Origin of the sequence: Gemmiger sp. An120, from assembly GCF_002160955.1 — a bacterium.
Classification (GTDB): Bacteria; Bacillota; Clostridia; order Oscillospirales; family Ruminococcaceae; genus Gemmiger_A; species Gemmiger_A avium.
Map to the genome: position 1 here is coordinate 1 of NZ_NFLN01000032.1, position 22,362 is coordinate 22,362.

Below are 22,362 nucleotides of genomic sequence, written 5' to 3' on the forward strand. Positions count from 1 at the left end.
CCGCCTTCTCGCCCGTCCGCTGCGTAATGGGACATCTGCGGATTCATCGCCCCTCTTTGAGGGCCGATTCATCTCGCAGCTGTTGCCCAGCATCGACTGGGCGATGGAGCACAACCCCAACCTCAGGCTCTGCGAGTTTGGCAGAAACGAATAATAGGCCAATCTGGGGTCGCAGACCCCAGACCCCATCCAGCGGGCCGGAGCTATCCGGCCTGCACGTTTTATATGTTGTCCCGTTCGCCCTTGCCGGCGGGCGGGATTTTTGCTATAGTGAAGCCATCAAGCACAAAGGAGAACCCATATGAAACTGCATTGCATGGGCCGGTTTTCCGGCGACCCGGCCAGTCTGCCCCACGGGGAACACAAACCCGGCGCGGTGCCGTTCAAGGAAGCCCAGGACCCCAAAAAGCTGGCACTGCTGGCAAACGGGGTCGCGCTGGTTCTGATGATCCTTCTGCTGGCGGCGGCGTTCTTGCGGGGCGGGGCCTATTCCAGCGTCTGGCATCTGGCGGGCGGCTGGCTGCTGTCCATGGCCATTCTGCTGCCCCATGAGCTGCTGCACGCGGTCTGCTTCAAAAAGGACGTATACCTGTACACCTACCGCCAGCAGGGGATGCTGTTTGTGGTGGGGCCGGAGGATATGTCCCGGGGCCGGTTTGTGTTCATGAGCCTGCTGCCCAATCTGGTGTTCGGGCTGGTGCCCTATCTGGTGGGGATGGTTTTTCCGCAATGGTACTTTTTGCTGATCTGGGGCGCGCTGGCGCTGGGCATGGGCGCGGGTGACTATTACAACGTGTTCAACGCCCTGACCCAGATGCCCCGCGGGGCCCGCACCTATCTGTACCAGTTCAATTCCTGGTGGTATATGCCGCAATAAGCCGGTTTTTGCCGCGGCGCTTGACAGTGGCTTGTCCGCCGCGGTATCATGCTGCCATTCCATCTGACGGGAGGTATCGCCATGTCCCCGCTGCAAACCGCCGCGCTGATCGGCCTTGTGCTCTATTTTGCCCTGCTGCTCTTTGTCGTGACCCGGGAAAAGAAGAGCCACAACGTGCTGGACTACTTTTTTGCCGGGCGCAGCCTGCCGTTCTGGGCGCTGTCCATCACCTTTGTGGCCTCCTGGTGGGGGGCGGGCTCGGCCATCTCCACCGCCGACCTGGCCTACACCGACGGGCTGGGCGCTTTCTGGTACTACGGGGTGCCGGTGCTGCTGGCCACCTTTCTGATGATGCTGGGGGCCCGGGCCATCCGGCGGGTGCCGTTTCTGACCCAGGGCGCCATGATGGAAGCCCGGTACTCCCCCGCCGTGGCGCGCCTGTTGTCGGTGATGATTTTGATTTTCATGACCTTTTCCGCCGCGTCCCAGATGGTGGGCATCGGCAGCTTTTTCAGCGCTTATCTGGGGCTGGACTACACCCTGGCGGTGCTGGCGGGCACCGGTATCGTACTGATCTATTCCCTGTTCGGGGGCTTCCGCGGGTGGTGCTTACCGGCATGGCGGGCTCGGTGCTGTTCGACACCCTGCCCGAGGGCGGCGTGGTTCCGGCTTTCTGGGCCAGCCAATCCACCGCCCAGATCCTGCTGGGGGTGGGGCTGTCGCTGGCCGCCTATGTGGTGGTCAGCCTGTGTACCCCGCCCGACACCGACCGGGCCGACCGGTTCATCCAACAGGCGGGGCTGCTGCGCCGCCATTCCTCCTGAATTTTCCGCGCGCCGGGGCCGCCGTAGTCCCGGCGCGCGGTTTGTTTTGCGCATAAACGGCCCGGCGACGGGCAAACTATCCCTCAACAACTGTTTCGGGGGTGCTGTATGGAGTTCAGCAAGGAACAATATGCCCGGCTGCTGAAGCAGGCCTGTCCCCGCTCGCCGTTGCTGCGGGACTGTCTGTGGGCGTTTTTTGTGGGCGGCGGCATCTGCCTGCTGGGGGAAGGCATCCGCACCGCCTGGCTGGCAGCGGGGCATACCCTGAGCGACGCGGGCACGCTGACCAGCGCCACGTTAATTGTGATCAGCGGCGTGCTGACCGGGCTGGGCTGGTACCAGAAACTGGCGGCCAAAGCCGGGGCGGGCACGCTGGTGCCCATCACCGGGTTTGCCAACGCGGTGGTAAGCCCGGCGATCGAGTTCCGGTGCGAGGGACTGGTGACCGGCGTGGGGGCGCGGATGTTCAGCATTGCCGGGCCGGTGCTGGTGTACGGCCTGCTGGCCTCGGCGGTATGGGGGGTGATCTGGTGGCTGATCCGTCCGTGGCTGCTGTAGTGCGGCTGGGGGATACCGTCCGGTTTACCCGCCCGCCGGGGCTCGCGGCCTGGGCGGCGGTGGGCGGCAAAAAGGAGGCGGACGGCCCGCTGGCCGCGGGGTTTGACCTGCTGTTTACCGACAACCGCCTGGGCGAGGAAACCTGGGAACAGGCCGAAAGCACCCTGCAGCGGCACTGTGTGGAGCTGCTGCTGCAAAAGGCGGACGCATCGGCGGCCCAGATTGACCTGGCGCTGGGGGGCGATCTGCAAAGCCAGTGCACCGCCACCGCCTATACCTTCCGGGGTCTGGACATTCCCTTTGCGGGGGTGTACGGAGCCTGTTCCACCATGGCGGAGGCGCTGGGCCTGGCGGCCTGCCTGACGGCGGGCGGCGCGGCAGACCGGGCCCTGGCCATGACCAGCAGCCATTTCTGCGCGGCGGAGCGGCAGTTCCGTACCCCGCTGAACTACGGGGGCAAGCGCACCCCCACCGCCCAGTGGACGGCCACCGGCGCGGGGGCCTGCCTGGTGACGGCCCAGGCCGGGCCGGGGCAGGTGCGGCTGACGGCGGCGGCGTTCGGCCGGGTGCGGGATTTATCGGTAAAGGACGGCACCAACATGGGCGGGGCGATGGCCCCTGCCGCCGCCGAGACCCTGCGCCGTTTTTTTGCCGACAACCGGTGCCGCCCCGCCGACTACGACGGGGTATATACCGGCGACCTGGGGGTGGTGGGCAGCGAGATGCTGGCGCAGCTGCTGACGGCGGAGGGCATCGACCTGGCCGGCCGCCACAAGGACTGCGGCCTGCTGCTGTACGACCGGGAAGCCCAGCAGACCGGCGCGGGCGGAAGCGGCGCGGGCTGCGCGGCCAGCGTGCTGGCAGCCCATATCCTGCCCGCGCTGAAAACCGGCCGGATGCGCCGGGCGCTGCTGGTCTGCACCGGGGCGCTCATGAGCACCACCACCCTGCTGCAGGGGGAAAGCATCCCCGCCGTGGCCCATCTGGTGGAGCTGACCGCGCCGGAGAGTTAATTGAGCCAATATGGGGGACCAGTCCCCCATACCCCCACTAAGCGGGACGAAATTTCGTCCCGCAGAAAAATGACCTGTGCACCGGATTCAATTCTATGGTTTATTCCCCTGCGGGCCAATGTATTGGCCCGCTTGATGGGGGTATGGGGGTCCGCGACCCCCATATTGGCCCAAAATACAACGAGGTGAACCTATGCATTATCTGTGGGCGTTTGTGGTGGGCGGCACGCTCTGCGTGGCCGGTCAGCTGCTGATCGACCTGACCAACCTGACCCCCGCCCGGGTGCTGGTATTGTACGTGACCAGCGGCGTGGCGCTGAGCGCCATCGGCCTGTACGGCCCGCTGGTGGAACTGGCCGGGGCCGGGGCCACCGTACCGCTGACCGGCTTCGGCCACCTGCTGGCGCAGGGTGTGAAGCGCGCGGTGGACGAGCAGGGCCTGCTGGGCGCCTTGACCGGCGGCGGCGCGGCCTGTGCCGCCGGCGTAGCCGCCAGCCTGATCACCGGCGTGATCGCCAGCCTGCTGACCAAAAGCCGCGACCAGAACTGAAAACAGGCCCGAGGCAAGGGAAACTCCCCTGCCCCGGGCCTGTTCTTTCTCGGTTTTACCCCGCCAGCGGGCCGTAGGCTACATAGAAGCTGCTCACCGCGCCCTCCTTGAAATAGACGCAGAGGATCATACCCTCGGTGTGGTAGTCCGCCCGGATCGCGTCGCCGCTCACCGCCAGACGGCCCCAATCGGTGTCCGAAAACTGGTACAGCGGCACCGACACATCCTCCCCGGCTGCGGCCCGGGTCTGCATATCCGCAAACACCGCCGCCGGATCGGCCAGCACCGTCTCGTCGGCGCAGTAGAACCGGTTCAGCGCCTCGGCCGCCCCGGTGCCGATGGTCAGGCCCCGGGGCCCCTCGATCTGTGTATCGTTGTTCACCGATACCAGCGCCAGGTCCTGGTCCTCGGTGGCCACATACACCGAGATCTGCGGGTCGGCCATGCGGATGGGCATGGCGGTGATCGCGCCGCTGCCGATCAGCGGCGCCTGCTGGGCCATCCAGTCTTCCACGCTGGTATCCAGCTCCAGCCCGGCGGCGGCCACCTGCTCCAGCGTGGTGCCCGGCGCAAAGAACACGCCCTCACCCAGATCCTCCGTCCAGAACGGGTCCTCCCCGGTCAGGTTGGCGGCGGCCTGCTCTTCGGTCAGCGGGTACCCGCCTTCTTCCTCTTCCGGCGGCTCCGGCGTGGCGGCGGGTTGCTCCGCCCCGTCCACAGCCGCCTGGGCTTCGTCCCGCTTGGCGGTCAGGCTATCGCTCTCGCCGCACTGGGCAATACCTTCTTCCACCGCTGCCAACGCGGCCGCCCCGTCACCCTGGGCCAGGTATACGTCCGCCAATCCGATATAGGCTTCCTCCCGCTTCGGGTCCACCCGGATGGCTTCCCGGAACGCCAGGATCGCTTCCTCATAACTCTGCTCGCTCAGCAGCCGCATGCCCAGATCGTACTGCTCTTTCCAGGCCGCCTGGGCGTTCTGGGCGCAGCCCGCCAGCACCGCCAGGGTCAGCGCCAGCGCCAGCAGCGTGCGCAGGATCTTTTTCATCTTCTTTTCCTCCTGTCGGGGCCCTGCCGGGCCCCTTGTCCTTTCTTCTTCGCCAGTGTACCACATTCCGGGACGGTGCGGTCCTGCCAATTCTGCGCGTAACTGTGCCAATGCGGAAAACTGGCAGGGCCGGGGCGCCATGCGCCCCGGCCCTGCCGGTCTGTGTGGGTTTGCCACGCGGCCGAAAGGCCGCACAAGGGGGTCTTATTTGTCGTTCAGCACGATGGCCTGGGTCAGGTGACGGGGATTGTCCGCATCGATGCCCTTCTTCTCGGCAATGTAATAGCCCAGGAACTGGCCGATCAGGCCGATCAGCGCCGCGCTGCGGGCCGCGTCGTAGCCGCAGCCCAGCTCCAGATGATAGGCCGCGTCGGGCATGGCCTCGGTCACGCCCTCGCCGATGGCCACGGTCACGCCGCCGTAGCTGTTCATCTGGGTCAGCAGGGCCGCGTCCTCCTTCATGGTCTCGGGATGGGCCAGGGTCACCAGCAGGGTGTTCTCGTCCACCAGGCTCATGGGGCCGTGGCGGTACTCCAGGCTGAAATAGGCCTCGCTGTTGGCAATGCCCATCTCCTTCATCTTGTTCATGCACTCGTTGGCCACGCCGTAGTATTCGCCCTGGCCCAGGGTGATGTACAGGTTCAGCTCCGGATGCTCGGCCACGATGGTGCGGGCCAGGTCATCGGTGGCTTTCAGCAGGCGGCGGGCATGGTCGGGATAGGCGGCCAGGCTTTCCAGCTCGGCCTTTTTGCCCGCCACATGCAGGCTCAGCACGGTGGCCAGATAGACCATGCTGGTGAAGCTGCGGGTCATGATGACGCTGTCCTCGACGGTTTCGGGGCTCAGGATGTAGGCGTCGTTGTACAGGCGGCTGTCCGCGTCGCAGGTGATGGCCAGGGTCTTGACCTCGGGCAGGCTGCGCACCTTGTCGATGGCCATGCGCACCTCGGTGGTGTAGCTCTTGCGGGTGATGGGCAGGATCAGCACCTTGCGGCCCGGCTTGACGTATACCCGGGGGAAGAAGTACAGCTCGCTGCAGCAGACCGCCCTGGCGGGGATGTCGTTGAACTCGCTGAAGATATGGGCGGAGGTCTGGGCCAGGTAGAGGCTGGTGCCGCAGCCGGTGAAGATCAGCTCGTCGTACTGTTCGCTGAACACCTTGTCCAGGGTCTCCTGGATGGCGGGCAGGGTGGCGTTGATGGCGGCAAAGGAATCCGCCTGGCCGTAGATCTCGGCGTAGGTCAAAGCGCTGTTTTTCTTTTCCATGATAGGTCGCTCCTTTCAGCGTAAGGCGTAAAAACGGTACGGTCAGCGTTCTGCCCCCTGGTCGGAGGCGTCAAAACGGGGGCCCATGGGCAGGCTCCTTTCTTACAGCCGGATCACCGGGATGTTCAGGATTTCGGCGGCGCGGGCCAGCTGGTCGGCCACGTCGGCCCAGACCAGGCTGTAATGGTGGGCCATACCGCTGTCGGCGATCTTCTGCACCAGTTCCAGCACCGGGGTCTCCACCTTCACGTTCACCATGCAGCCGCGGGTGTTGCGCACCGTCTGCACGCCGGTGCCGCTGAGCAGGAACAGCCGGTACTGCCCGTCGATGTTGGTCAGCCGGGCGGCGGTGACCGGGCCTTCCTTCAGCGCGCACCAGAACGCGGTGCCCTGGCCCAGCAGCGGGTGGTTGCACATGGTCACACCGTCCCGGGTGTCGTGCAGGCTGGGGGCCGCGTTGCCGCAGTGCCAGAAGGTCACGGTGTTTTCGGTTTCGTCCAGGTTGATCAGGTCGGTCACGAAGGTGGGACTGCCGGTCAGCTGGTTCTGCATCACGCCGGCCAGGCCCGCGTCCACGTCGCCCTCGCAGGCGATGGACAGCCCCTCGTCCGCCAGACGGCCCAGCACCGCACAGGGGGTGGTGTGCAGGTTGCCCATCTCGGGCCAGCACTTGATGGCCGCGTAGTCGTATTTCTGCTCCGGCATCAGCTCTTTCAGCACCAGATACAGCCGGGCGTGGTTCTCCAGGTGGCCGTCGGGCAGGGCGGACACGTCCCAGGTGTCGCTCACCCGTTTCATCTCGGCCTCCACCTCGCTCCAGGGCAAAGCGGCCATCCGGTCAAAGACCACCTTCAGGTCGGTCTCTTCCATATCGATGCCGAAGGTGCGGCGGATCACCGTTTCGTCAAAGGCGCAGTTATAGAACGCGGTGGGCCGGTAGCCGAACAGCCCGAAGGTCATCCCCTTCATGGCCCGCACCAGCGCCTGAGCGGTCAGCTCCTCAAACAGCTCGTTCTGTACCCGCTCTTCTTCCTTGTTGCCGTACAGGATGCGGGCGGGCGCGCCGATCCGCTTCAGGGCCGCGCCGTTCATGGTGGCGCAGCACAGGGCGTTGGCGTACAGACGGTCCTGCCGCACCCACTGTTCCTCCCGGGGGGCCCACAGGATCATGGGCTTGCCCAGCCGGTCGGCCAGGCCGCAGGCGATGTCGTCCCCGGTAAAGGCGCCGTACAGCTGGATCACCAGATCCACACCGGCGGCGGCGAAGGCGTCGGCGCATTCTTCCATATCGGCCCGGGTGCAGACCACCTTGTCAAAGGCGGTCAGGGTGCAGCAGGCGGGCAGGTTTTCCTTCATCCAGGCACCGTAGTCGGCCAGACGGCGCTCGGGCAGTTCCCGGGGCCAGCGGCCGGACAGGGTGACGAGAAATCCTACGTTCAGTTTGCGTTTCATGGCGGTTATCCCCCTTTTGGGCGGCCCGCACCCGGGCCGCCCTGTGTTGTTGCGTTATACGGTGCCCGCGGAACCGGACAGCCGGATGATATTCTCCACGTCCTTGGTCAGCGCCTCGTTGGCAAACTGGCTCAGCTTCCAGGAATGGCCCTGGTGGTTCAGCTGCTCCAGGGCTTCCTGGTAGTGCTGCACGTATTTGTAGCGGATCTCGGTGCCAAAGTTGATCTTGGCCACGCCCAGCTTGATGGCGTCCTTGATGACGCTCTCCTCCATGCCGGTGCAGCCGTGCAGCACCAGCGGGATGTCGGTGAACCTGCGCACCGCCTCCAGCACTTCCAGATGGATGTCCGGCTTGCCCTTGTAGTAGCCGTGGGCGTTGCCGATGCCGATGGCCAGAGTATCCGGCTGGCACAGCTCCAGGAAACGGCGAACCTCTTCCGGGTTCACGATGTTCTTGTTCTCCATGGGCACGCCGTTGTCCAGCCGCAGCAGCTCGCCGATCTCGGCCTCCACCGGCACGTCGAAGTGCCTGGCCACCTTGATGACCTCATTGGTCATGGCGGCGTTCTCCTCGATGGGATGGGTGGAGCCGTCGATCATCACGCTGGTGAAGCCCAGCCGCAGCGCTTCCATGCAGATGGGGAAGCCGTCGCCGTGGTCCAGATGGATGGACACCGGAACGTCCACCTTATTGGCGCACCATTTGGCCACCTCCACAAAGAAGTCGTTGCCGGAGTAGGCGCCGGTGGAGACGTAATGGGCCAGGATGATGGGGCTGCGCAGGTTCTGGGCGGCCTTGCAGCAGGCCCAGATGATATCGTAGTTGCCGCCCTGGGTGTTGATGGCCGGGATGGCAAACCCTTCCCGGGAGGCCCGCCGCAACAGGTCGAGATTGTTGGTAAGCATGGGGCATCCTCCTTTTTCTCAGCAGTGATCATTCACAGGATAAATATCGTTTCCGTTTCCCCAGGTGCCGGCCAGACCTGCCTGCCCGCCGCCGCGGACTGGTTCCCGGGAACCGTCTATCTCCGGATTGGCATAGCGGACAAACCAGCGGTCCAGCTGGCAGCGCAGCGCCGCGATCTCATCGGCGCAGGCAGGATCGTCAATCCGGTTATTGTCCTCGTTCGGATCGGTATCCAGGCAATAGAACTCATCCGGACCATAGGGCAGCCGGCGCACATACTTGCGGGTGGCGGTGCGGATCATCCGCACGGGACCGTACTCATCAAACACCACCACAGGCTGATCCTCAGGCGCTTCTTCTCCCCGCAGCCAGAGTGCAAAGCTGCGTCCGGGCAGCCCTTGCGCCAGCGGATTGGGAAGTTCCAGATACTCCAGCAGGGTAGGCAGAAAGTCGTAGGCGCTGACCATCCGCTCGCAGACCCGGCCGGCCGGGATACGCCCGGGATGGCGGACCAGGAACGGCACCTGCACCGAAGAATCGTACATATTCATGGGGAAGGTACCGTTGCCCTTGCCCCAAACGCCGTGATGGCCGCAGTTGAAGCCGTTGTCGCTGGTAAAGATGACCAGCGTATCCTCCGCCAGCCCTTCTTCCTCCAGGCGGTCCAGCAGCCGTCCGATATTGGCGTCCATCGCGGTAACCGCGGCAAAGTATCCCTGGAGATTGGGGATCGGGTCGGTATAGCCGGGCAGCACCCCTACGTTCGCCCAGGGGTGAGGTTCCCGCTGGGGGCAGCTGTCGAAACGGCAGTCCTTGTACAGATTCACATATTCCTGAGGATGGCATCCCACCCAGGGACTGTGCGGCGCGGTATAGTGAACACTCAGGTAGAAAGGTTTTTCCTTGTCCCGCTCATCCAGAAAACGCAGAGCTTCATCGGTGATCACATCCGTGATGTACCTCTGTTCTGTGACGGGCTTTCCGTCCCGGAACATGGGCGCATTATAATAGGGGCCGCCTCCCTTTTGGTGGGTATACCAAAAGGAGAACCCTTTCTGGGGATGGGCGCCGTCGCCCAGATGCCATTTACCGCTCAAAGCGCACTGGTATCCGGCCTGCGCCAGCAGATCGGTATAACCCGTCTGCCCTTCCAGATACTGGATCGCCCGCTGGCCGCAGCCGCCGTTTCCTTCGCACAGATAATCGTGTACCCCGTGCTGGGAGGGGATACGTCCGGTAAGCAGACTGGCCCGGGCGGGCGAACAGACCGGCGAGGCGCAGAAGAAGTGTTCAAACCGGACGCCTTGCGAGGCAAGACGGTCCAGATGGGGGGTTTTGATCTCCGGGTTGCCATAGCAGCCCATTGCCCAGGCCCCCTGGTCGTCCGACAGAATAAACAGAATATTAGGGAATTTGCGGTTTGGCATACCAGATCATCCTTTCACAGCACCGGCCACCAGACCCTTGACCATGTACTTCTGGAAGAAGAAGAACAGCAGCAGCATGGGGATGGTGCCCACGATGGAGATGGTATTGATCAGGCTCCAGTCGTAGCTCAGCTCGCCCAGATACCGCAGTGCAATACCGATGGACAGAGTGCGCAGACCGTCGGTCTGAATAAGGGTGGCCGCATGGAGGTAATCGTCCCAGGCCAGCAGGAAGGAGTAGATGCCCACCGCCAAGATACCCGGTTTGACCAGCGGAACCACAATCCGGAACAGTACGCCGAACCGGCCTGCGCCGTCAATACGGGCGGACTCTTCCACCGCCACCGGCACACTGTCAAAGAAGCTGCTCATAAGCATAATGGAGAAGGGCAGCATCGCCGCGGTAAGCGCCAGGATCAGACCGGGATGCGTGTTGATCAGGTGCATTCCCCGCATCAAGCCATAAAGGCTGATCAAGCGGCTGATCATCGGGAACATCTGCGCGGAGAGGAAGGCCGCCACGATCCAGCCATTCCACCGGAAGTGGAAGCGGCTCAGGGCGTAGCCGCTGAGCAGGGCCACCAGCACAGTAAGAGCGGCAGAAATGCCGGAAACGATGAAGTTGTTTTTATAGTAGACAAAGAAGACGTTGTTGACCGTAAACAGATTGATATAGCTCTCCACCGTGGGGGACTTGGGGATGAAGCTGGGCGGGAAAGCGTAGGCCTCCATGTTGGTCTTGAAACTGGTGATCAGCACCCAGTAGAGCGGGAAAAGCAGGAACAGCAGGATCACCGCCAGAACGAAGTACTTCAGGATGGAGCTCAGGGTTTGTCTGCGTTTCATAATGTACCTCCTTTCCTTAGTCCATAGGTTCCGCGCGGAAGATCTTGTTGTAGACGAAGACCACCAGGATCATCAGCAGCATCCACACGGTAGTGACCGCCGCGCCGCTGCCCAGGTTGTTGGAAACGAAGGCTTCCCGGTAGCTCAAAATAGCCAGAGTAGTGGTGGAACCATCCGGGCCGCCGCCGGTCATGGTCCAGAACAGGGGGAACTGTTTGAAGTTTTCAATGATGGACATGCTTACTGTGACCTTGATAACGCTCATCATGTAGGGGATCACAATGGACACGAACCGGCGCAGTGTGCTGGCGCCATCCACGGTGGCGGCCTCCAGCATATCGTTGGGCACGCTCTGCAGGCCGGCCAGAAGCAGCAATGTAGTCAGAGGCACCTGTTTCCACAAAGCGGCGATACCGATACCCAGCAGCGCGGTATTGGGATTGTTCAGGATTGCGAAATCCAATACCGAACCACCTGTGACTACCTGAACCAGATACCGCAGCAGGCCGTACTGGGGCTGATAGATCCACAACCAGACCATACCGGAGATCATGGTGGGCACCACCCAGGGCATCATCATGATGCTGCGTAAAAAGCGGGAACCCCGGATCTTGCTGTCCAGAATAACCGCAAGGATGAAGCCGATCAGGAACTGCGCGATCACCACGGCAAACACGAAAATAAAGGTGGTGATGATGGCGGGCATGAGTTTGTCGTTCTGAAACAGCTTAATATAGTTTTCAAAGTTGTTCCATGTGCCCGGCTGGCCGCTGATCACGTTTTTGATCTTATACTCAGTAAAGCTCTTTATAATCGAGTCAATGACCGGCACCAGAATAAAAACAAAGGTAAGCAGAATCGCGGGCAGCAACAGGCCCAGCGAAAAGAGTTTGTCGCCAGTGGCAGCTTTGAGCCGGCGGGCCGGCACCGAAGCCTTAGACATCGGATCATCCCTTTCCATTCTCTAAAGGCCGGGGGCAGGAGAATCGCCTGTATTCTCCTGCCCCCGTGGGTGTTGGTTCGTATCGTGCCGCGTGTCGGGATCAGCCTGCCAGGATAGCGTTGGCAGCTGTTTCAAAATCGGCGATGGCGGTGTTCACGTCCTTGTCGCTGACGGTCACAGCCTGAGCCAAGGTGCAAAGCTCCAGGTTGAAGTCGTTCAGGGCAGGCACCAGAGGTACCGGGATAGCCTGGGTGGTGGCGTCGGCAGAGGCCTCCAGCATGGCAGGCAGGCAATCGGCCATATCGTTCTTAACCGGGTAAGCCGGGGTGATGTTGTTCATGTAGTCGTTCAGCACCTCCGGGGTGATAACGTACTGCACAAACTCCTTGGCGGCCCAGGCCTGGGCATCGCCGTTGTTCACCATGACGAAGCAGTGGGACTGCAGGGTACCGGCGCCGTTACCGTCGCCGCCCTTCAGGGGCATAGCGCTGGCAGTGAAAGAGGAGGCATCCGGGTTGATGCTGCTCACGCCGTTGAAGCCCCAGCTCTGGTCGTAGTACATGGCCAGCTGGCCCAGAGCAAACAGATTGCGCAGATCCTTGGCTTTGGCGTTCTGGGGCATATACTCCTTGTCGTCCAGCAGCTTGATCATCTCAAACGCTTCGGTGAAGCCATCGTCAATGGCCAGGGTACCGTCTTCGGCCAGCACGCTGCCGCCAAAGTTATAGACCACGCTGTTCAGGAAGGAGCCCGAAACCGCTACCGAAGCAGTGGGCACGCCGAAAGAGTAGATCTTATTGCCATCGGCGGTGGTCATTCCGTCAATCTGTTCGGCCATGGCCAGCATCTCTTCGTAGGTGGTGGGAGGTGCGTTGGGGTCCAGACCGGCAGCCTCAAAGATATCCTTGTTGTAGTAGAGCACGCAGGAAGAGGCGTACAGGGGAACGCCGTAGGTCAGGCCGTCCACCTGATGCGCTTCCAGCACGTTGGGATAGAAGTCGGCCAGGAAATCCTCATCCAGCATCTCCTCGGCGGGAGCAGCCAGTCCGGCCTCCACAAAGGTGGGGATCCAGATCAGTTCGCTAAAGATCACGTCCACCATATCGCCGCCGCCGGCCATGTTGATGACCTGGTTGGTGATCTCACCGTAAGGGGCGGTGACCCACTCGATGGTGATGTTGGGATACTTCTCCTCAAAGCCAGCCTTGACGCCTTCCCAGAACTCGGTGTAGCCGCTTTCCAGAATGGCGTAGTTCGCCACCTTCAAGGTGATGTCCTCGGTGTAGCCCTCACCGCCGCCCTGCGAGCCGGAGCCGCCGGCCGCAGGCTGAGAAGTGGAGTTTCCGCCGCCGCAGGCGGCCAGGCTGAGCGCCAGACACAGCGCCAGAACCAGTGCCAGAACTCGTTTCATAGTGGTTTCCTCCTTGTGCGTTTCTCTCTTACGAGCGTCCCCACAGCAGAGACGCGCGTTCCGGTTTCATGTACACACGTGTGTATTTTGCTAAAAATAAATTCGCTCCGCCCAGGGGAGCCGCTGCGCAATCAGGCCGGATTTTCCAACAATCAGCCGGATAATTTTATTCAATCCGCACAGCAGGTTCCCGCTCTTTCGGCCCTGTGTATGCGGCAGGCGGCAGCGAGACTATTTTCCGGATTTATCAACACGTATGTACATTTGCTGATTTTATTATATAGGCTTCGACGCGGTAAAGTCAATGGGCTGGGGGCAATTTCGGCGTTCGTACAGTTTTTAACAAGCCTGTATGTGCAATCCTGCCAACAGCCCCGGGCGTTTTTCGGGGCAATATTCGCATTCTGTTTTAAAACAGTGTTCTCCCCTTTTGGCCCGGCGCACAGAAAAAAGCGCCGCCCTCCCACAAAGGGAGGGCGGCGCCGGTGTGCCTTTTATTCCGGTACCGGTTCGCGATCAGGCAGCGTACGCCGCGGCGGAAGCGCCGGCGATGCGGCCCCAGGCGAAGCAGTTGGCCAGGGTGAAGCCCATGTAGGCGCTGTTGGCGCTGGCCTCGCCGGCCACGAACAGGCCGGGGATGCTGGTGCCGTCGGCGCGCAGGACCTCAGCGTTCTCGTTGCGGGCGATACCACCGTAGGTGATGATCTCGCAGGGAACCTGAGCCAGGGCCACGTAGGGAGCGGTCAGCTTGGCGGTCAGCTGGTCGCCGATGCGGCCGAACTCCTCGTCATAGCCCGCATCCACGTAGCTGTTGAAGTCGTTGATGGTCTTTTCCAGGCCGGCAGCATCCACGCCCATCTTCTCGGCCAGTTCGGCCACGGTGTCGGCGGTGATGTACTCCATGTCCAGACCGCGCTTGGTGCGGCCCTCGGTGGCGTCGATGGCCGCCTGGTCGCTGATGGTCCAGACATAGCCCAGGCCGTCCTTGTGCATCTGGTCAAAGATGGGGCTGTTCAGCTTCTGGGTCATGTAGCCCTGATCCTTCTCGTTGACGAAACGGGTGCCGTCCGCGCCCACCATGATCATGTTGGGCAGGCTCATGAAGCCGGCGTTGGAGGCGGTGGCGGAGGTGCCGTTGTGCTCGGCCATGATCTCATAGTCCTTCAGCACGCACATCATGTCGTCGGTGTGGGTGGTAGCCGCGCCCACGTTGCTGGCCATGATGATGCCGTCGCCGGTGGCGCCGGGGAAGCCGATGCCAAAGGTGCCGGCCAGTTCCGGAGTGAAGCGGGCGGTCAGTTCGGGGTTGTAGGCGTAGCCGCCGGTGCAGATGATCACGCTCTTGGCGCTGATGGTGAAGCTCTGGCCCGCGGTCTCGGCCTTAACGCCGGCCACGCTGCCGTCCTCGTTCATCACCAGTTCGGTGGCGCGGGTCTCCAGCATGAGCTCCACGCCGGCCTCTTCGATGCTCTTGCTGAAGGGCTCCATCATGTCGGCGCCGCCGTTGGGCAGGGCATGCATCATCTGGTAGGGACCGTATCCCACCTTCACGTCGGCGAAGGGCAGGCCCACGCGCTCCATCAGCCAGTCGATGGTCTCACCGCTCTTTTCCAGGGTGATGGTGGTCAGAGCGGGATCCAGGTGGTAGGAAGCGTTGCTCATCAGGTTGTCGTACATCTGCTCGAAGGTCAGCTCGATGCCCATTTCAGCCTGCAGCTTGCTGCCGTAGGCGCCCACGACGCCCTGGCTGGTAAAGGTGGTGCCGCCGATGGAGGCCATCTTTTCCAGCAGGATGACGCTCTCGGCGCCCTGGTCCTTGGCCTCGATGGCCGCGCACAGGCCCGCGCCGCCCGCGCCGATGACCACTACGTCGGCGGACTTGTCGCCCACCTGGGCAGCGTCGCCGCCGGACACGGCCACGTTCTTCAGGGCCTCCACGTCGCCGCCGGCCTGCTCAATGGCGTCGGCCACAGCGGTCAGGATGGCGGTGCTGGTGACGGTGGCGCCGCTCACCGCGTCCACGGCCAGGCTCTGGTTGTCCACGATGGCCTGGGGGATGCGCTCAATGGCGGGGCCGGCAATGCTCTCGGTCTCGGCCTGGTCGGTGACCTTGACGGAGGTGATGGCGGTGTCGGATACGGTGACCTCCACGGTGACCGGGCCGTTGTTGCCATCGGCGGTGGCGGTGTAGGTACCGGCGGTGTAGGACGCGCCGCTCGCAGCGGCGGGAGCCTTCTGCCCGCAGCCAGCGGCCAGACCGGCCAGCATGACCACGACAAGCAGCACGCTCAGCAGCTTCATACGCTTCATACTACTTCTCCTTTTCGCTTCTTTTCTTCTTTTCTCTTCTTTGCCGCTGGAAGGGCAACCGCCCTCCCGTCGTCTCCATTTTAACAAAGTTTGGCGCTTTGTCTATGGCCTGGCCGGTTTATAATTTAACAGTTTCAGAACCATTTCACAAAGTTTACTCAAATAAAGCGGAATTTTACTCGTGTGTACAGTATGGTTTTGCCGTTTCAGTCCTCGTTTTGTCTCTTTCCGTTCCCAAAACAGGAAAACCTCTGAAAAGGCAAAACGGGTCTTGGCCGGGGTTTTGCTGCGTGACCGGTCTGTTTTTTGCCGGGTTTACCGCCCATGCGCCTGCCGGTTGCGCAAATTCCAACCGGCAGGTGGTAGCGGGAAACCGGCGAAACCGGTATACTGAAAGCAGAAAAACCGCCCGGTGTGCCGGGCGGCGGGAAAGGATGGAACACAGGTATGATCCTGGCAGAAAAGATCGCGCTGCTGCGCCGGCGCAGCGGCCTGTCGCAGGAAGAACTGGCCGAGCAGATGCAGGTAAGCCGGCAGTCGGTATCCAAATGGGAGAGCGGGACCTCGATCCCGGACCTGGAAAAGATCCTGCGGCTGAGCGCGCTGTTCGGGGTAAGCACCGATTTCTTATTAAAGGATGAGCTGAACGAACAGGCGCTGCCCGACACACCCGTTCCGGATGCCGACCCGGACGCGCCCCGCACCCTGACCGCCGAAGAAGCGGACGACTGTCTGGCGCTGCACGAGCAGCTGACCGGCCGGATCTCGGCGGCGGTGGCGACGCTGATCCTGTCGCCGGTGCCGTTCCTGGGCCTGATGGGCCGGGCGGAGGCCGGGCTGCTGGGTGAGGACCTGGCCGCCGGGATCGGGCTGTCGGTGCTGCTGGTGATCGTGGCGGCAGCGGTGGCGGTACTGGTGCTGACGGGGATGCGGCTGGCCCGGTACGAGTATCTGGAAAAGGAGCCGTTCCGCCTGGCCTACGGGGTGGAGGGGGTACTGCTGCGCCGCAAGGAGGAACTGGAACCCCGGTTCCGGGTATCGGTAACGATCGGGGTGGTGCTGTTTATTCTGTCGCTGGCGCCGGTACTGCTGGCCGCGGGGCTGAACGCGGCGGGCTCGGTGATTCTGAGCCTGATCTGCCTGCTGCTGGCGCTGGTGGCGCTGGGCGTGGCCATCATCCTGCGCACCGGGCTGGTGTACGGATGCCTGAACAAGCTGCTGCAGCTGGGGGACTACACCCCGGAAAACAAGCGGCTGGAAAAGCAGATGGAGCCCTTTGTGGGCGCCTACTGGTGCGCCGTGACCGCCGGGTACCTGCTGTGGAGTTTCCTCTCCATGCGCTGGGATTTCACCTGGCTGGTCTGGCCGGTGGCCGCCGTGGCCTTTGCCGCCATCCACGCGGTGCTGCAGGGTGTGCTGCGGCGGCGCTGACAGGGATTTTGCCGATTGCCGATAGGGGGGTCAACAGGGGCTGCGGGCGCGTCAACGATGCGCCCGCCCGGCTGGGCCGACCGCCCTGCCGGTCCAAGGCCCCACCGGGGCCTTGGCCGCTTCGCGGACCCGGGCCCCCATGCCCCCTTTAAGCGGGCCGAATCCTCGGCCCGCGGGAAACATAAACAGCAAGGCCCGCGCACAGCCGGACGGCTTGCGCGGGCCTTGTTCTATATAAAATCCCCTATGGCCGAATATATTCGGCCATGATTTCCGGGGTCTGGGGGGACGTTGTCCCCCCAGATCGGCTTTGCCGCCCCGGTTGCCCCGGGCGGCAAAGTGTGGTACACTTTATTGCAACACCACGTAAAAGGGAGGGACCGGGATGATCGACCAAAAACGATACGTAACGCTGGGCAATCTGCCCCAGAAGATCCACGTAAAAGGCGACGAGACAAAACCGCTGCTGCTGTTCCTGCACGGGGGTCCGGGGGTGTGCAACCGGCACACCGTCATGACCACCCACGCGGATCTGCAGCGGGATTTTCTCGTGGTGGCCTGGGACCAGCGGGGCAGCGGCGGCTCCTACAAGGGCGCAAAGCCCGAGACCCTGACCATCGACCGTCTGGTGGAGGACGCCCGGGAGCTGGTGGCCTGGCTGTGCCGGGAATACCGGCGCAAAAAGGTGTATCTGCTGGGCGGCAGCTGGGGTTCTCAGCTGGGCACCCTGCTGGCATACCGGTATCCGGAACAGGTGGCCGCCTATGTGGGCTTCGGCCAGGTGGTCAACGGGGCGGAAAACGAGCGGCTCAGCTACGCCTTTGCCCTGCAGCAGGCCAAAAAGGCCGGCGACACCGCCGCTATCCGCAAACTGAAACGGGTGGGTCCGCCGGAAAACGGGGTGTACAAGGGCGGTTTTGAGGGCATGATGACCCAGCGCCGGGTGATGATGAAATACGGCGGCTATTCCCAGAGCAAGGCCAAACGCAGCTATTTTTCCAGCATGGTGGTGCCGATGCTCTTTTCCGGGGAATACTCCCCCGCCGACCTGATCGGGGTGGCCAAGGGGTATAAATACGTCCTGACCGCCATGTGGCCCCAGGTGGGCGCGTCCGACCTGGCCCGGGACTGCCGGGAATTCCAGGTTCCCTACTTCATCTTTGACGGGGTGCTGGATCAGAACACCCCCGCGGCGCTGGTGCAGGCCTATTTTGACGGCATCACCGCCCCGAAAAAGGAGCTGATCTGGTTCGAGCACTCGGGCCACAACCCCATGACCGACGAGCCGGAACGGTTCAAGTCCCTGCTGCGTGACCGGCTTCTCACCCTGGAAAAGGAGGATCCCACCACATGAACGAGTCCACTATCCCCCGCCTGAAATTTCCCTAGAAATTCGGGTTTTTCACCTTCTCCACCGCCAGCAACGTGGTGTACCAGTTCAAGAGCCTGTACTACCTGTTCTTTCTGACCAACGTGCTCAAGATCGACGTGCTGGCCGCGGGCCTGATCCTGACCATCGGCACCATCTGGGACGCCATCAACGACCCGCTGATCGGGTTTTGGTCGGTGAACCACAAGTTCAAGAACGGCGAGCGGTGCCGCCCGTTTGCCCTCTGGTTCGCGGTGCCCTGGGCGCTTTCGGTGGTGGCGCTGTTCTGCGATTTCCGCACCAGCCAGACAATCACGGTGATCCTGGCGCTGGTGATCTATTTTATCTTTGAGTCCTTCAACACCTTTGTGGCCATCCCCTACAACAGCATGGGCGGCCTTGCCACCGACCGGGACGAGGACCGCCGTTCCATCAACGTGTACCGCAACCTGGGCGGCTGCCTGGGCAGCGGCATCGGGGCGGTGGCCTGCCTGCCGCTGCTCAAGGTGTTCGGCGCCCTGGACGAAAGCGGCAACCTGATCGACGGTTCCAGCGCCCGGGGATTCCTGCTCACCGCCATGGTCATGGGCGCGGTGTGCGTGATCGGCAGCCTGGCCCACTACTTCACCACCCGGGAACGGGTGCGCCAGATCGCCGACGACGAGGATCATGTAAGCCCGCTGGCCGCAGCCAGCATGCTGCTGCGCTGCCGCTCCTGGGTGCTGAACATGTTCTATATCATCTGCTACGGCGTCAACAACGTGCTCATCATGAGTTCCATCACCTACTACGCCACCTATGTGATGGGCAGCACCGCCGCCGCCACCGCCATTCAGGCGGTGTACCTGGTGGTGTCCATCGTCACCACCCTGCTGGTGGGCCCGCTGGACCGGCTGCTGGGCCGCAAGCGCACCATGCTGTTCGGCGCGGCGGTACTGGTGCTGGGCAAGATCTGGTTTGTGCTGGATCCCTGGTCCACCGGGGCGATCTATACCAACGCGGTAACGGTGGGCATCGGCCTGGCCATTGCCTTTGTGATGTTCAACACCAACCGGAACAACATCGCCGATCTGATCGAATGGAGCAGCGGCCGCCGGATCGACAGCCTGGTCTCCACCGGGGACAACCTGGCCGCCAAGCTGGCCCAGGCGGGCGCCACCCAGCTGCTGACGGTGGCGCTGCACCTGTCCGGCTTCAACGAGGCACTGCCCGCCCAGCCCGCCGCCACCCTGGACACCATCAACGCCCTGCTGGGCTGGGTGCCCGGTCTGGTGACCCTGGTGATGCTGGCCGTGCTGCTGGCCATGGACATCGAGGGCGACATGCGCCGCATGAAACAGGAAAAAGCGGCCCGCGGCATCCCGGTCTCGGGCTGACAGCTGAAAGCTGAATCTGGGGGGACAACGTCCCCCCAGCGCTGCGGGCGCATTGTTGCGGCGCCCGCAGCGCGGGGGATATGTTATATCCCCCAGATCGGCCCCTGTCTCCCTCACCAGTACCGTTTGCGGCGGAAATAGACCACGCAGCCGCCCACCACCAGCACGCTCACGGCGATGACCGCCGGATACCCGTACCGCCAGCCCAGTTCCGGCATGTAGGCAAAGTTCATGCCGTACCATCCCACGATCAGGGACAGCGGCATAAAGATGGTGGTCACGATGGTCAGCAGCTTCATGATCCGGTTCTGGGCGATATCCACCTGCGCCTGATACTCGCTGCTCACCTGGCTGGCATACTCCCGCAGCAGCTGGGTCTCGTTCTGCAGCCGGTCCAGCCGCCGCAGCACATACAGCAGCCGGCTCCGGCTGCACTCGTCCAGCAGATCGGCGGCGTTCTCCTGCAGGGTGGTCACCAGATCGTCCAGCTGGGCATAGAACCGGTTGCGCTGGTTCAGTTCCCGGCGCAGACGGCTCATCCGGGCGATAAAGCCCTCGGTATGGCTTTCCAGCACCGCCTGCTCCAGTTCCGAGATCCGGTCCTCCAACGACTGGATCTCCCCCAGATCCTCCGCCACCAGCGCCAGGAAGAAGTCCATCAGCAGATCATCCGCCCCGTCGGCGTGATGGGCCCGCATCCGGCGCACCGTTTCCAGGCATTCCGCCGCGGTCTCGCCCCGGTCCACGAACAGCAGGCTGTCCTCCCACCAGGCAAACAGCAGATTTCTCGGCTTGTGCTTGCCCTTGGCCGGGATATGCAGTTCCCCCTGGATGCAGTCCGGCTCCACCGTCAGGCGGCAGCCCCGGCATTCGGCCAGCTTCTCCGCCGCCTGTTCCGCCACGCCCCGGGGCAGACCGGCTGTGGCCAGTTCCTCCGGCCGCAGCACCGCCGCCAGACCCTGCCAGCCGTTTTGCGCCCCCCGGGGCTCCTCGGCCAGCTTTTCCGCGATGCGATAGTACATCCCGTCTCCCCCGTTTCCTCTGTGTTACGCCAGTTCCAGATACAGCCCCGCCAGTTCCATGGTCGCGTGCAGCGCGTCCAGATGGGTGCGCTCCATCCCATGGGAAGCGTGCACCCCCGGCCCGACCAGCGCGGCCCGGGCGTCCATGCCCGCGCCCCAGGCGGCCCCCACATCCGAGCCGTAGTGGGGATAGATGTCCACCGCACAGTCCACGCCGTTGGCCGCGGCCATCTTCACCAGACGGCTCACCATCTCATAATCATAGGGCCCGTGGCTGTCCTTGGCGCAGATGGATACCTGATACTCGGTGCAGGACAGATCCTCCCCGATGCAGCCCATATCCACAGCCAGCAGCTCGTCCACCGGCGGCAGGGTGGCGCCGCCGTGGCCCACCTCTTCGTGCACGGTAAAGGTCATCCAGGTATCAAACCGGGGACGCTCACCGGTATGTTTCATCCGCCACAGCAGCGCCAGCAGGCAGGACGCGCTGGCCTTGTCATCCAGGAACCGGGATTTCACGAACCCGCTTTCGGTGATCACCGTCTTGGGATCGTAGCACACATAATCGCCGGCCGCGATGCCCAGCGCCTGCACGTCCGCCTTGCTGTGTACCTTCTCGTCGATCCGCACCGCCATGTTTTTCTCATCCCGGGCGCGGGTAGCCGCGTCATCCTGCACATGCACCGACGGCGACAGGCTCAGCACCGTGCCGGTGTACACCCGGCCGTCCCGGGTGTAGATGCGGCAGTATTCCCCGTCCAGCGTGGGCATCAGCGGACCGCCCACCCGGGTCACCATCAGCATGCCGTCGGCGGTGATGGAGCGCACCATCAGCCCCAGGGTATCCACATGGGCGCACAGACCCACCCGGCGCCCCGGCTCCCGTCCGGGTACCGCCACCACCAGGTTGCCCTTGTTAGTGTGCCGTGCCTCAAAGCCCAGTTCCTTGGCAATGCCCGCCGCCGCTTCCACCGCCCGGTCGGTAAACCCGGTGGGGCTGTCCTGCCCCAGCAGCTTGTACAGCGTATCCCGCAGAAAAGCATCCTGCTCCTGTTTCAGGTTTTTATCCATCTTCATATCGTTTCATCCTCTCTGGAAAATGGTTCATCCGGCTCCATCTTACAAAAAAATGCTCCGCTTGGCAAGTGCGGAATGAATCCAGCCCACCACGCACCGAAAAATCATCAAACAAAAAAGCCATCCCCAACGTCCGTCATCCATCCGCCGCGGGCCTGGTGCGCTTCCAGACGAGGCCGTTAAGACCGACCTTCCGGTGGAAGGTCGGTTAGGCCGAGAGTCCCTGCGAGCTGAACCGGAGCGCGCAGCGCGAACGGTGAAGCCGCCCCAGGGGAAACAAATAGTTTCCCCTGGGGGAAGCAGCACCAAACAAAAAAGTCGCCCCCGCCGCCCGTCATCCGTCCGCCGTGAGCCTGGTGCGCTTCTAGACGAGGCCGTTAAGACCGACCTTCCGGTGGAAGGTCGGTTAGGCCGAGAGTCCCTGCGAGCTGAACCGGAGCGCGCAGCGCGAACGGCGAAGCCGCCCCACGGGAAACGACCAGTTTCCCCTGGGGGAAGCAGCACCAAACAAAAAAGTCGCCCCCGCCGCCCGTCATCCATCCGCCGCGAGCCTGGTGCGCTTCCAGACGAGGCCGTTAAGACCGACCTTCCGGTGGAAGGTCGGTTAGGCCGAGAGTCCCTGCGAGCTGAACCGGAGCGCGCAGCGCGAACGGCGAAG

19 protein-coding genes and 1 pseudogene are annotated in these 22,362 nt (G+C 63.1%); 9 read left to right on the plus strand and 11 right to left on the minus strand.

From position 1 onward, the window contains the following. Positions 1-301: 301 nt before the first annotated feature. From B5E65_RS15255 to B5E65_RS15275, 6 genes and pseudogenes are all read left to right on the plus strand, one after another. Positions 302-877 carry a DUF3267 domain-containing protein gene (locus B5E65_RS15255; RefSeq protein WP_087172621.1) on the plus strand — a complete coding sequence of 192 codons (576 nt, stop codon included), beginning with the start codon at positions 302-304 and terminating at the stop codon, positions 875-877. An 81-nt stretch (positions 878-958) separates the two neighbouring features. Further along, positions 959-1,417 (plus strand): annotated as a pseudogene (locus tag B5E65_RS16875) (sodium:solute symporter family transporter); the annotation flags it as partial. A gap of 62 nt (positions 1,418-1,479) precedes the next feature. Then, positions 1,480-1,701, plus strand: coding sequence for a hypothetical protein (locus B5E65_RS16640; RefSeq protein WP_242957586.1), 222 nt, complete (start codon positions 1,480-1,482; stop codon positions 1,699-1,701). Positions 1,702-1,809: 108 nt separating this feature from the next. Then, positions 1,810-2,259 carry a stage V sporulation protein AC gene (gene spoVAC, locus B5E65_RS15265; protein ID WP_087172623.1) on the plus strand — a complete coding sequence of 150 codons (450 nt, stop codon included), beginning with the start codon at positions 1,810-1,812 and terminating at the stop codon, positions 2,257-2,259. Further along, complete coding sequence (locus tag B5E65_RS15270; protein ID WP_242957587.1) at positions 2,232-3,272, plus strand: stage V sporulation protein AD; 1,041 nt, start codon at positions 2,232-2,234, stop codon at positions 3,270-3,272. Before spoVAC ends, B5E65_RS15270 begins: the two co-directional genes overlap by 28 nt. A gap of 193 nt (positions 3,273-3,465) precedes the next feature. Then, positions 3,466-3,822, plus strand: a complete 357-nt coding sequence (locus B5E65_RS15275) for a SpoVA/SpoVAEb family sporulation membrane protein (protein WP_087172625.1) — start codon at positions 3,466-3,468, stop codon at positions 3,820-3,822. A gap of 55 nt (positions 3,823-3,877) precedes the next feature. Here B5E65_RS15275 and B5E65_RS15280 read toward each other — a convergent pair whose 3' ends face one another. From B5E65_RS15280 to B5E65_RS15320, 9 genes are all read right to left on the minus strand, one after another. Then, a complete protein-coding gene (locus B5E65_RS15280; RefSeq protein ID WP_158098612.1) occupies positions 3,878-4,867 on the minus strand; it encodes a tetratricopeptide repeat protein in 990 nt (329 codons plus the stop codon). A 204-nt stretch (positions 4,868-5,071) separates the two neighbouring features. Further along, the gene (locus tag B5E65_RS15285) at positions 5,072-6,133 is read right to left on the minus strand and encodes an SIS domain-containing protein (RefSeq protein ID WP_087172627.1); all 1,062 of its coding nucleotides are present in this window, start codon (positions 6,131-6,133) and stop codon (positions 5,072-5,074) included. Between the two features lie 102 nt (positions 6,134-6,235). Continuing rightward, positions 6,236-7,585, minus strand: coding sequence for an L-fucose/L-arabinose isomerase family protein (locus tag B5E65_RS15290; protein ID WP_087172628.1), 1,350 nt, complete (start codon positions 7,583-7,585; stop codon positions 6,236-6,238). Positions 7,586-7,639: 54 nt separating this feature from the next. After that, positions 7,640-8,491: a class II fructose-bisphosphate aldolase gene (locus tag B5E65_RS15295; RefSeq protein ID WP_087172629.1), complete on the minus strand. Its 852-nt coding sequence runs from the start codon at positions 8,489-8,491 to the stop codon at positions 7,640-7,642. An 18-nt stretch (positions 8,492-8,509) separates the two neighbouring features. After that, a complete protein-coding gene (locus B5E65_RS15300) occupies positions 8,510-9,919 on the minus strand; it encodes a sulfatase-like hydrolase/transferase (protein ID WP_087172630.1) in 1,410 nt (469 codons plus the stop codon). 6 nt (positions 9,920-9,925) lie between these two features. Then, positions 9,926-10,765, minus strand: coding sequence for a carbohydrate ABC transporter permease (locus tag B5E65_RS15305; protein ID WP_087172631.1), 840 nt, complete (start codon positions 10,763-10,765; stop codon positions 9,926-9,928). A gap of 16 nt (positions 10,766-10,781) precedes the next feature. Continuing rightward, positions 10,782-11,708, minus strand: a complete 927-nt coding sequence (locus tag B5E65_RS15310) for a carbohydrate ABC transporter permease (RefSeq protein WP_087172632.1) — start codon at positions 11,706-11,708, stop codon at positions 10,782-10,784. Positions 11,709-11,808: 100 nt separating this feature from the next. Then, a complete protein-coding gene (locus tag B5E65_RS15315; RefSeq protein ID WP_087172633.1) occupies positions 11,809-13,119 on the minus strand; it encodes an ABC transporter substrate-binding protein in 1,311 nt (436 codons plus the stop codon). A gap of 516 nt (positions 13,120-13,635) precedes the next feature. Further along, positions 13,636-15,429 (minus strand): FAD-dependent oxidoreductase, encoded by a 1,794-nt coding sequence (locus tag B5E65_RS15320; protein ID WP_087172634.1) that lies wholly within the window; start codon positions 15,427-15,429, stop codon positions 13,636-13,638. 447 nt (positions 15,430-15,876) lie between these two features. Here B5E65_RS15320 and B5E65_RS15325 point away from each other — a divergent pair, with 447 nt between their 5' ends. From B5E65_RS15325 to B5E65_RS15335, 3 genes are all read left to right on the plus strand, one after another. Then, on the plus strand, positions 15,877-16,860 hold the full coding sequence (locus B5E65_RS15325; RefSeq protein WP_087172635.1) for a helix-turn-helix domain-containing protein: 984 nt from the start codon (positions 15,877-15,879) through the stop codon (positions 16,858-16,860). Between the two features lie 385 nt (positions 16,861-17,245). Beyond that, positions 17,246-18,214, plus strand: a complete 969-nt coding sequence (locus tag B5E65_RS15330) for an alpha/beta fold hydrolase (RefSeq protein ID WP_087172636.1) — start codon at positions 17,246-17,248, stop codon at positions 18,212-18,214. A gap of 71 nt (positions 18,215-18,285) precedes the next feature. Continuing rightward, on the plus strand, positions 18,286-19,605 hold the full coding sequence (locus B5E65_RS15335; RefSeq protein WP_087172637.1) for an MFS transporter: 1,320 nt from the start codon (positions 18,286-18,288) through the stop codon (positions 19,603-19,605). 113 nt (positions 19,606-19,718) lie between these two features. On the opposite strand, the gene B5E65_RS15340 is transcribed toward B5E65_RS15335, so the two are convergent. Then, entirely contained in the window at positions 19,719-20,627 is a 909-nt protein-coding gene (locus B5E65_RS15340) for a magnesium transporter CorA family protein (RefSeq protein WP_087172638.1), read from the minus strand. Between the two features lie 24 nt (positions 20,628-20,651). Continuing rightward, complete coding sequence (locus B5E65_RS15345) at positions 20,652-21,698, minus strand: M42 family metallopeptidase (RefSeq protein WP_087172639.1); 1,047 nt, start codon at positions 21,696-21,698, stop codon at positions 20,652-20,654. Positions 21,699-22,362: the final 664 nt, after the last annotated feature.

What these genes read in the sequence shown, in the direction of transcription:
- B5E65_RS15255 (WP_087172621.1), top strand. Translation starts at nt 302, where the DNA reads ATGAAACTGCATTGCATGGGCCGGTTTTCCGGCGACCCGGCCAGTCTG.
- spoVAC (WP_087172623.1), top strand. Translation starts at nt 1,810, where the DNA reads ATGGAGTTCAGCAAGGAACAATATGCCCGGCTGCTGAAGCAGGCCTGT.
- B5E65_RS15275 (WP_087172625.1), top strand. Translation starts at nt 3,466, where the DNA reads ATGCATTATCTGTGGGCGTTTGTGGTGGGCGGCACGCTCTGCGTGGCC.
- B5E65_RS15280 (WP_158098612.1), bottom strand. Translation starts at nt 4,867, where the DNA reads ATGAAAAAGATCCTGCGCACGCTGCTGGCGCTGGCGCTGACCCTGGCG.
- B5E65_RS15285 (WP_087172627.1), bottom strand. Translation starts at nt 6,133, where the DNA reads ATGGAAAAGAAAAACAGCGCTTTGACCTACGCCGAGATCTACGGCCAG.
- B5E65_RS15290 (WP_087172628.1), bottom strand. Translation starts at nt 7,585, where the DNA reads ATGAAACGCAAACTGAACGTAGGATTTCTCGTCACCCTGTCCGGCCGC.
- B5E65_RS15295 (WP_087172629.1), bottom strand. Translation starts at nt 8,491, where the DNA reads ATGCTTACCAACAATCTCGACCTGTTGCGGCGGGCCTCCCGGGAAGGG.
- B5E65_RS15300 (WP_087172630.1), bottom strand. Translation starts at nt 9,919, where the DNA reads ATGCCAAACCGCAAATTCCCTAATATTCTGTTTATTCTGTCGGACGAC.
- B5E65_RS15305 (WP_087172631.1), bottom strand. Translation starts at nt 10,765, where the DNA reads ATGAAACGCAGACAAACCCTGAGCTCCATCCTGAAGTACTTCGTTCTG.
- B5E65_RS15310 (WP_087172632.1), bottom strand. Translation starts at nt 11,708, where the DNA reads ATGTCTAAGGCTTCGGTGCCGGCCCGCCGGCTCAAAGCTGCCACTGGC.
- B5E65_RS15315 (WP_087172633.1), bottom strand. Translation starts at nt 13,119, where the DNA reads ATGAAACGAGTTCTGGCACTGGTTCTGGCGCTGTGTCTGGCGCTCAGC.
- B5E65_RS15320 (WP_087172634.1), bottom strand. Translation starts at nt 15,429, where the DNA reads ATGAAGCGTATGAAGCTGCTGAGCGTGCTGCTTGTCGTGGTCATGCTG.
- B5E65_RS15325 (WP_087172635.1), top strand. Translation starts at nt 15,877, where the DNA reads ATGATCCTGGCAGAAAAGATCGCGCTGCTGCGCCGGCGCAGCGGCCTG.
- B5E65_RS15330 (WP_087172636.1), top strand. Translation starts at nt 17,246, where the DNA reads ATGATCGACCAAAAACGATACGTAACGCTGGGCAATCTGCCCCAGAAG.
- B5E65_RS15340 (WP_087172638.1), bottom strand. Translation starts at nt 20,627, where the DNA reads ATGTACTATCGCATCGCGGAAAAGCTGGCCGAGGAGCCCCGGGGGGCG.
- B5E65_RS15345 (WP_087172639.1), bottom strand. Translation starts at nt 21,698, where the DNA reads ATGGATAAAAACCTGAAACAGGAGCAGGATGCTTTTCTGCGGGATACG.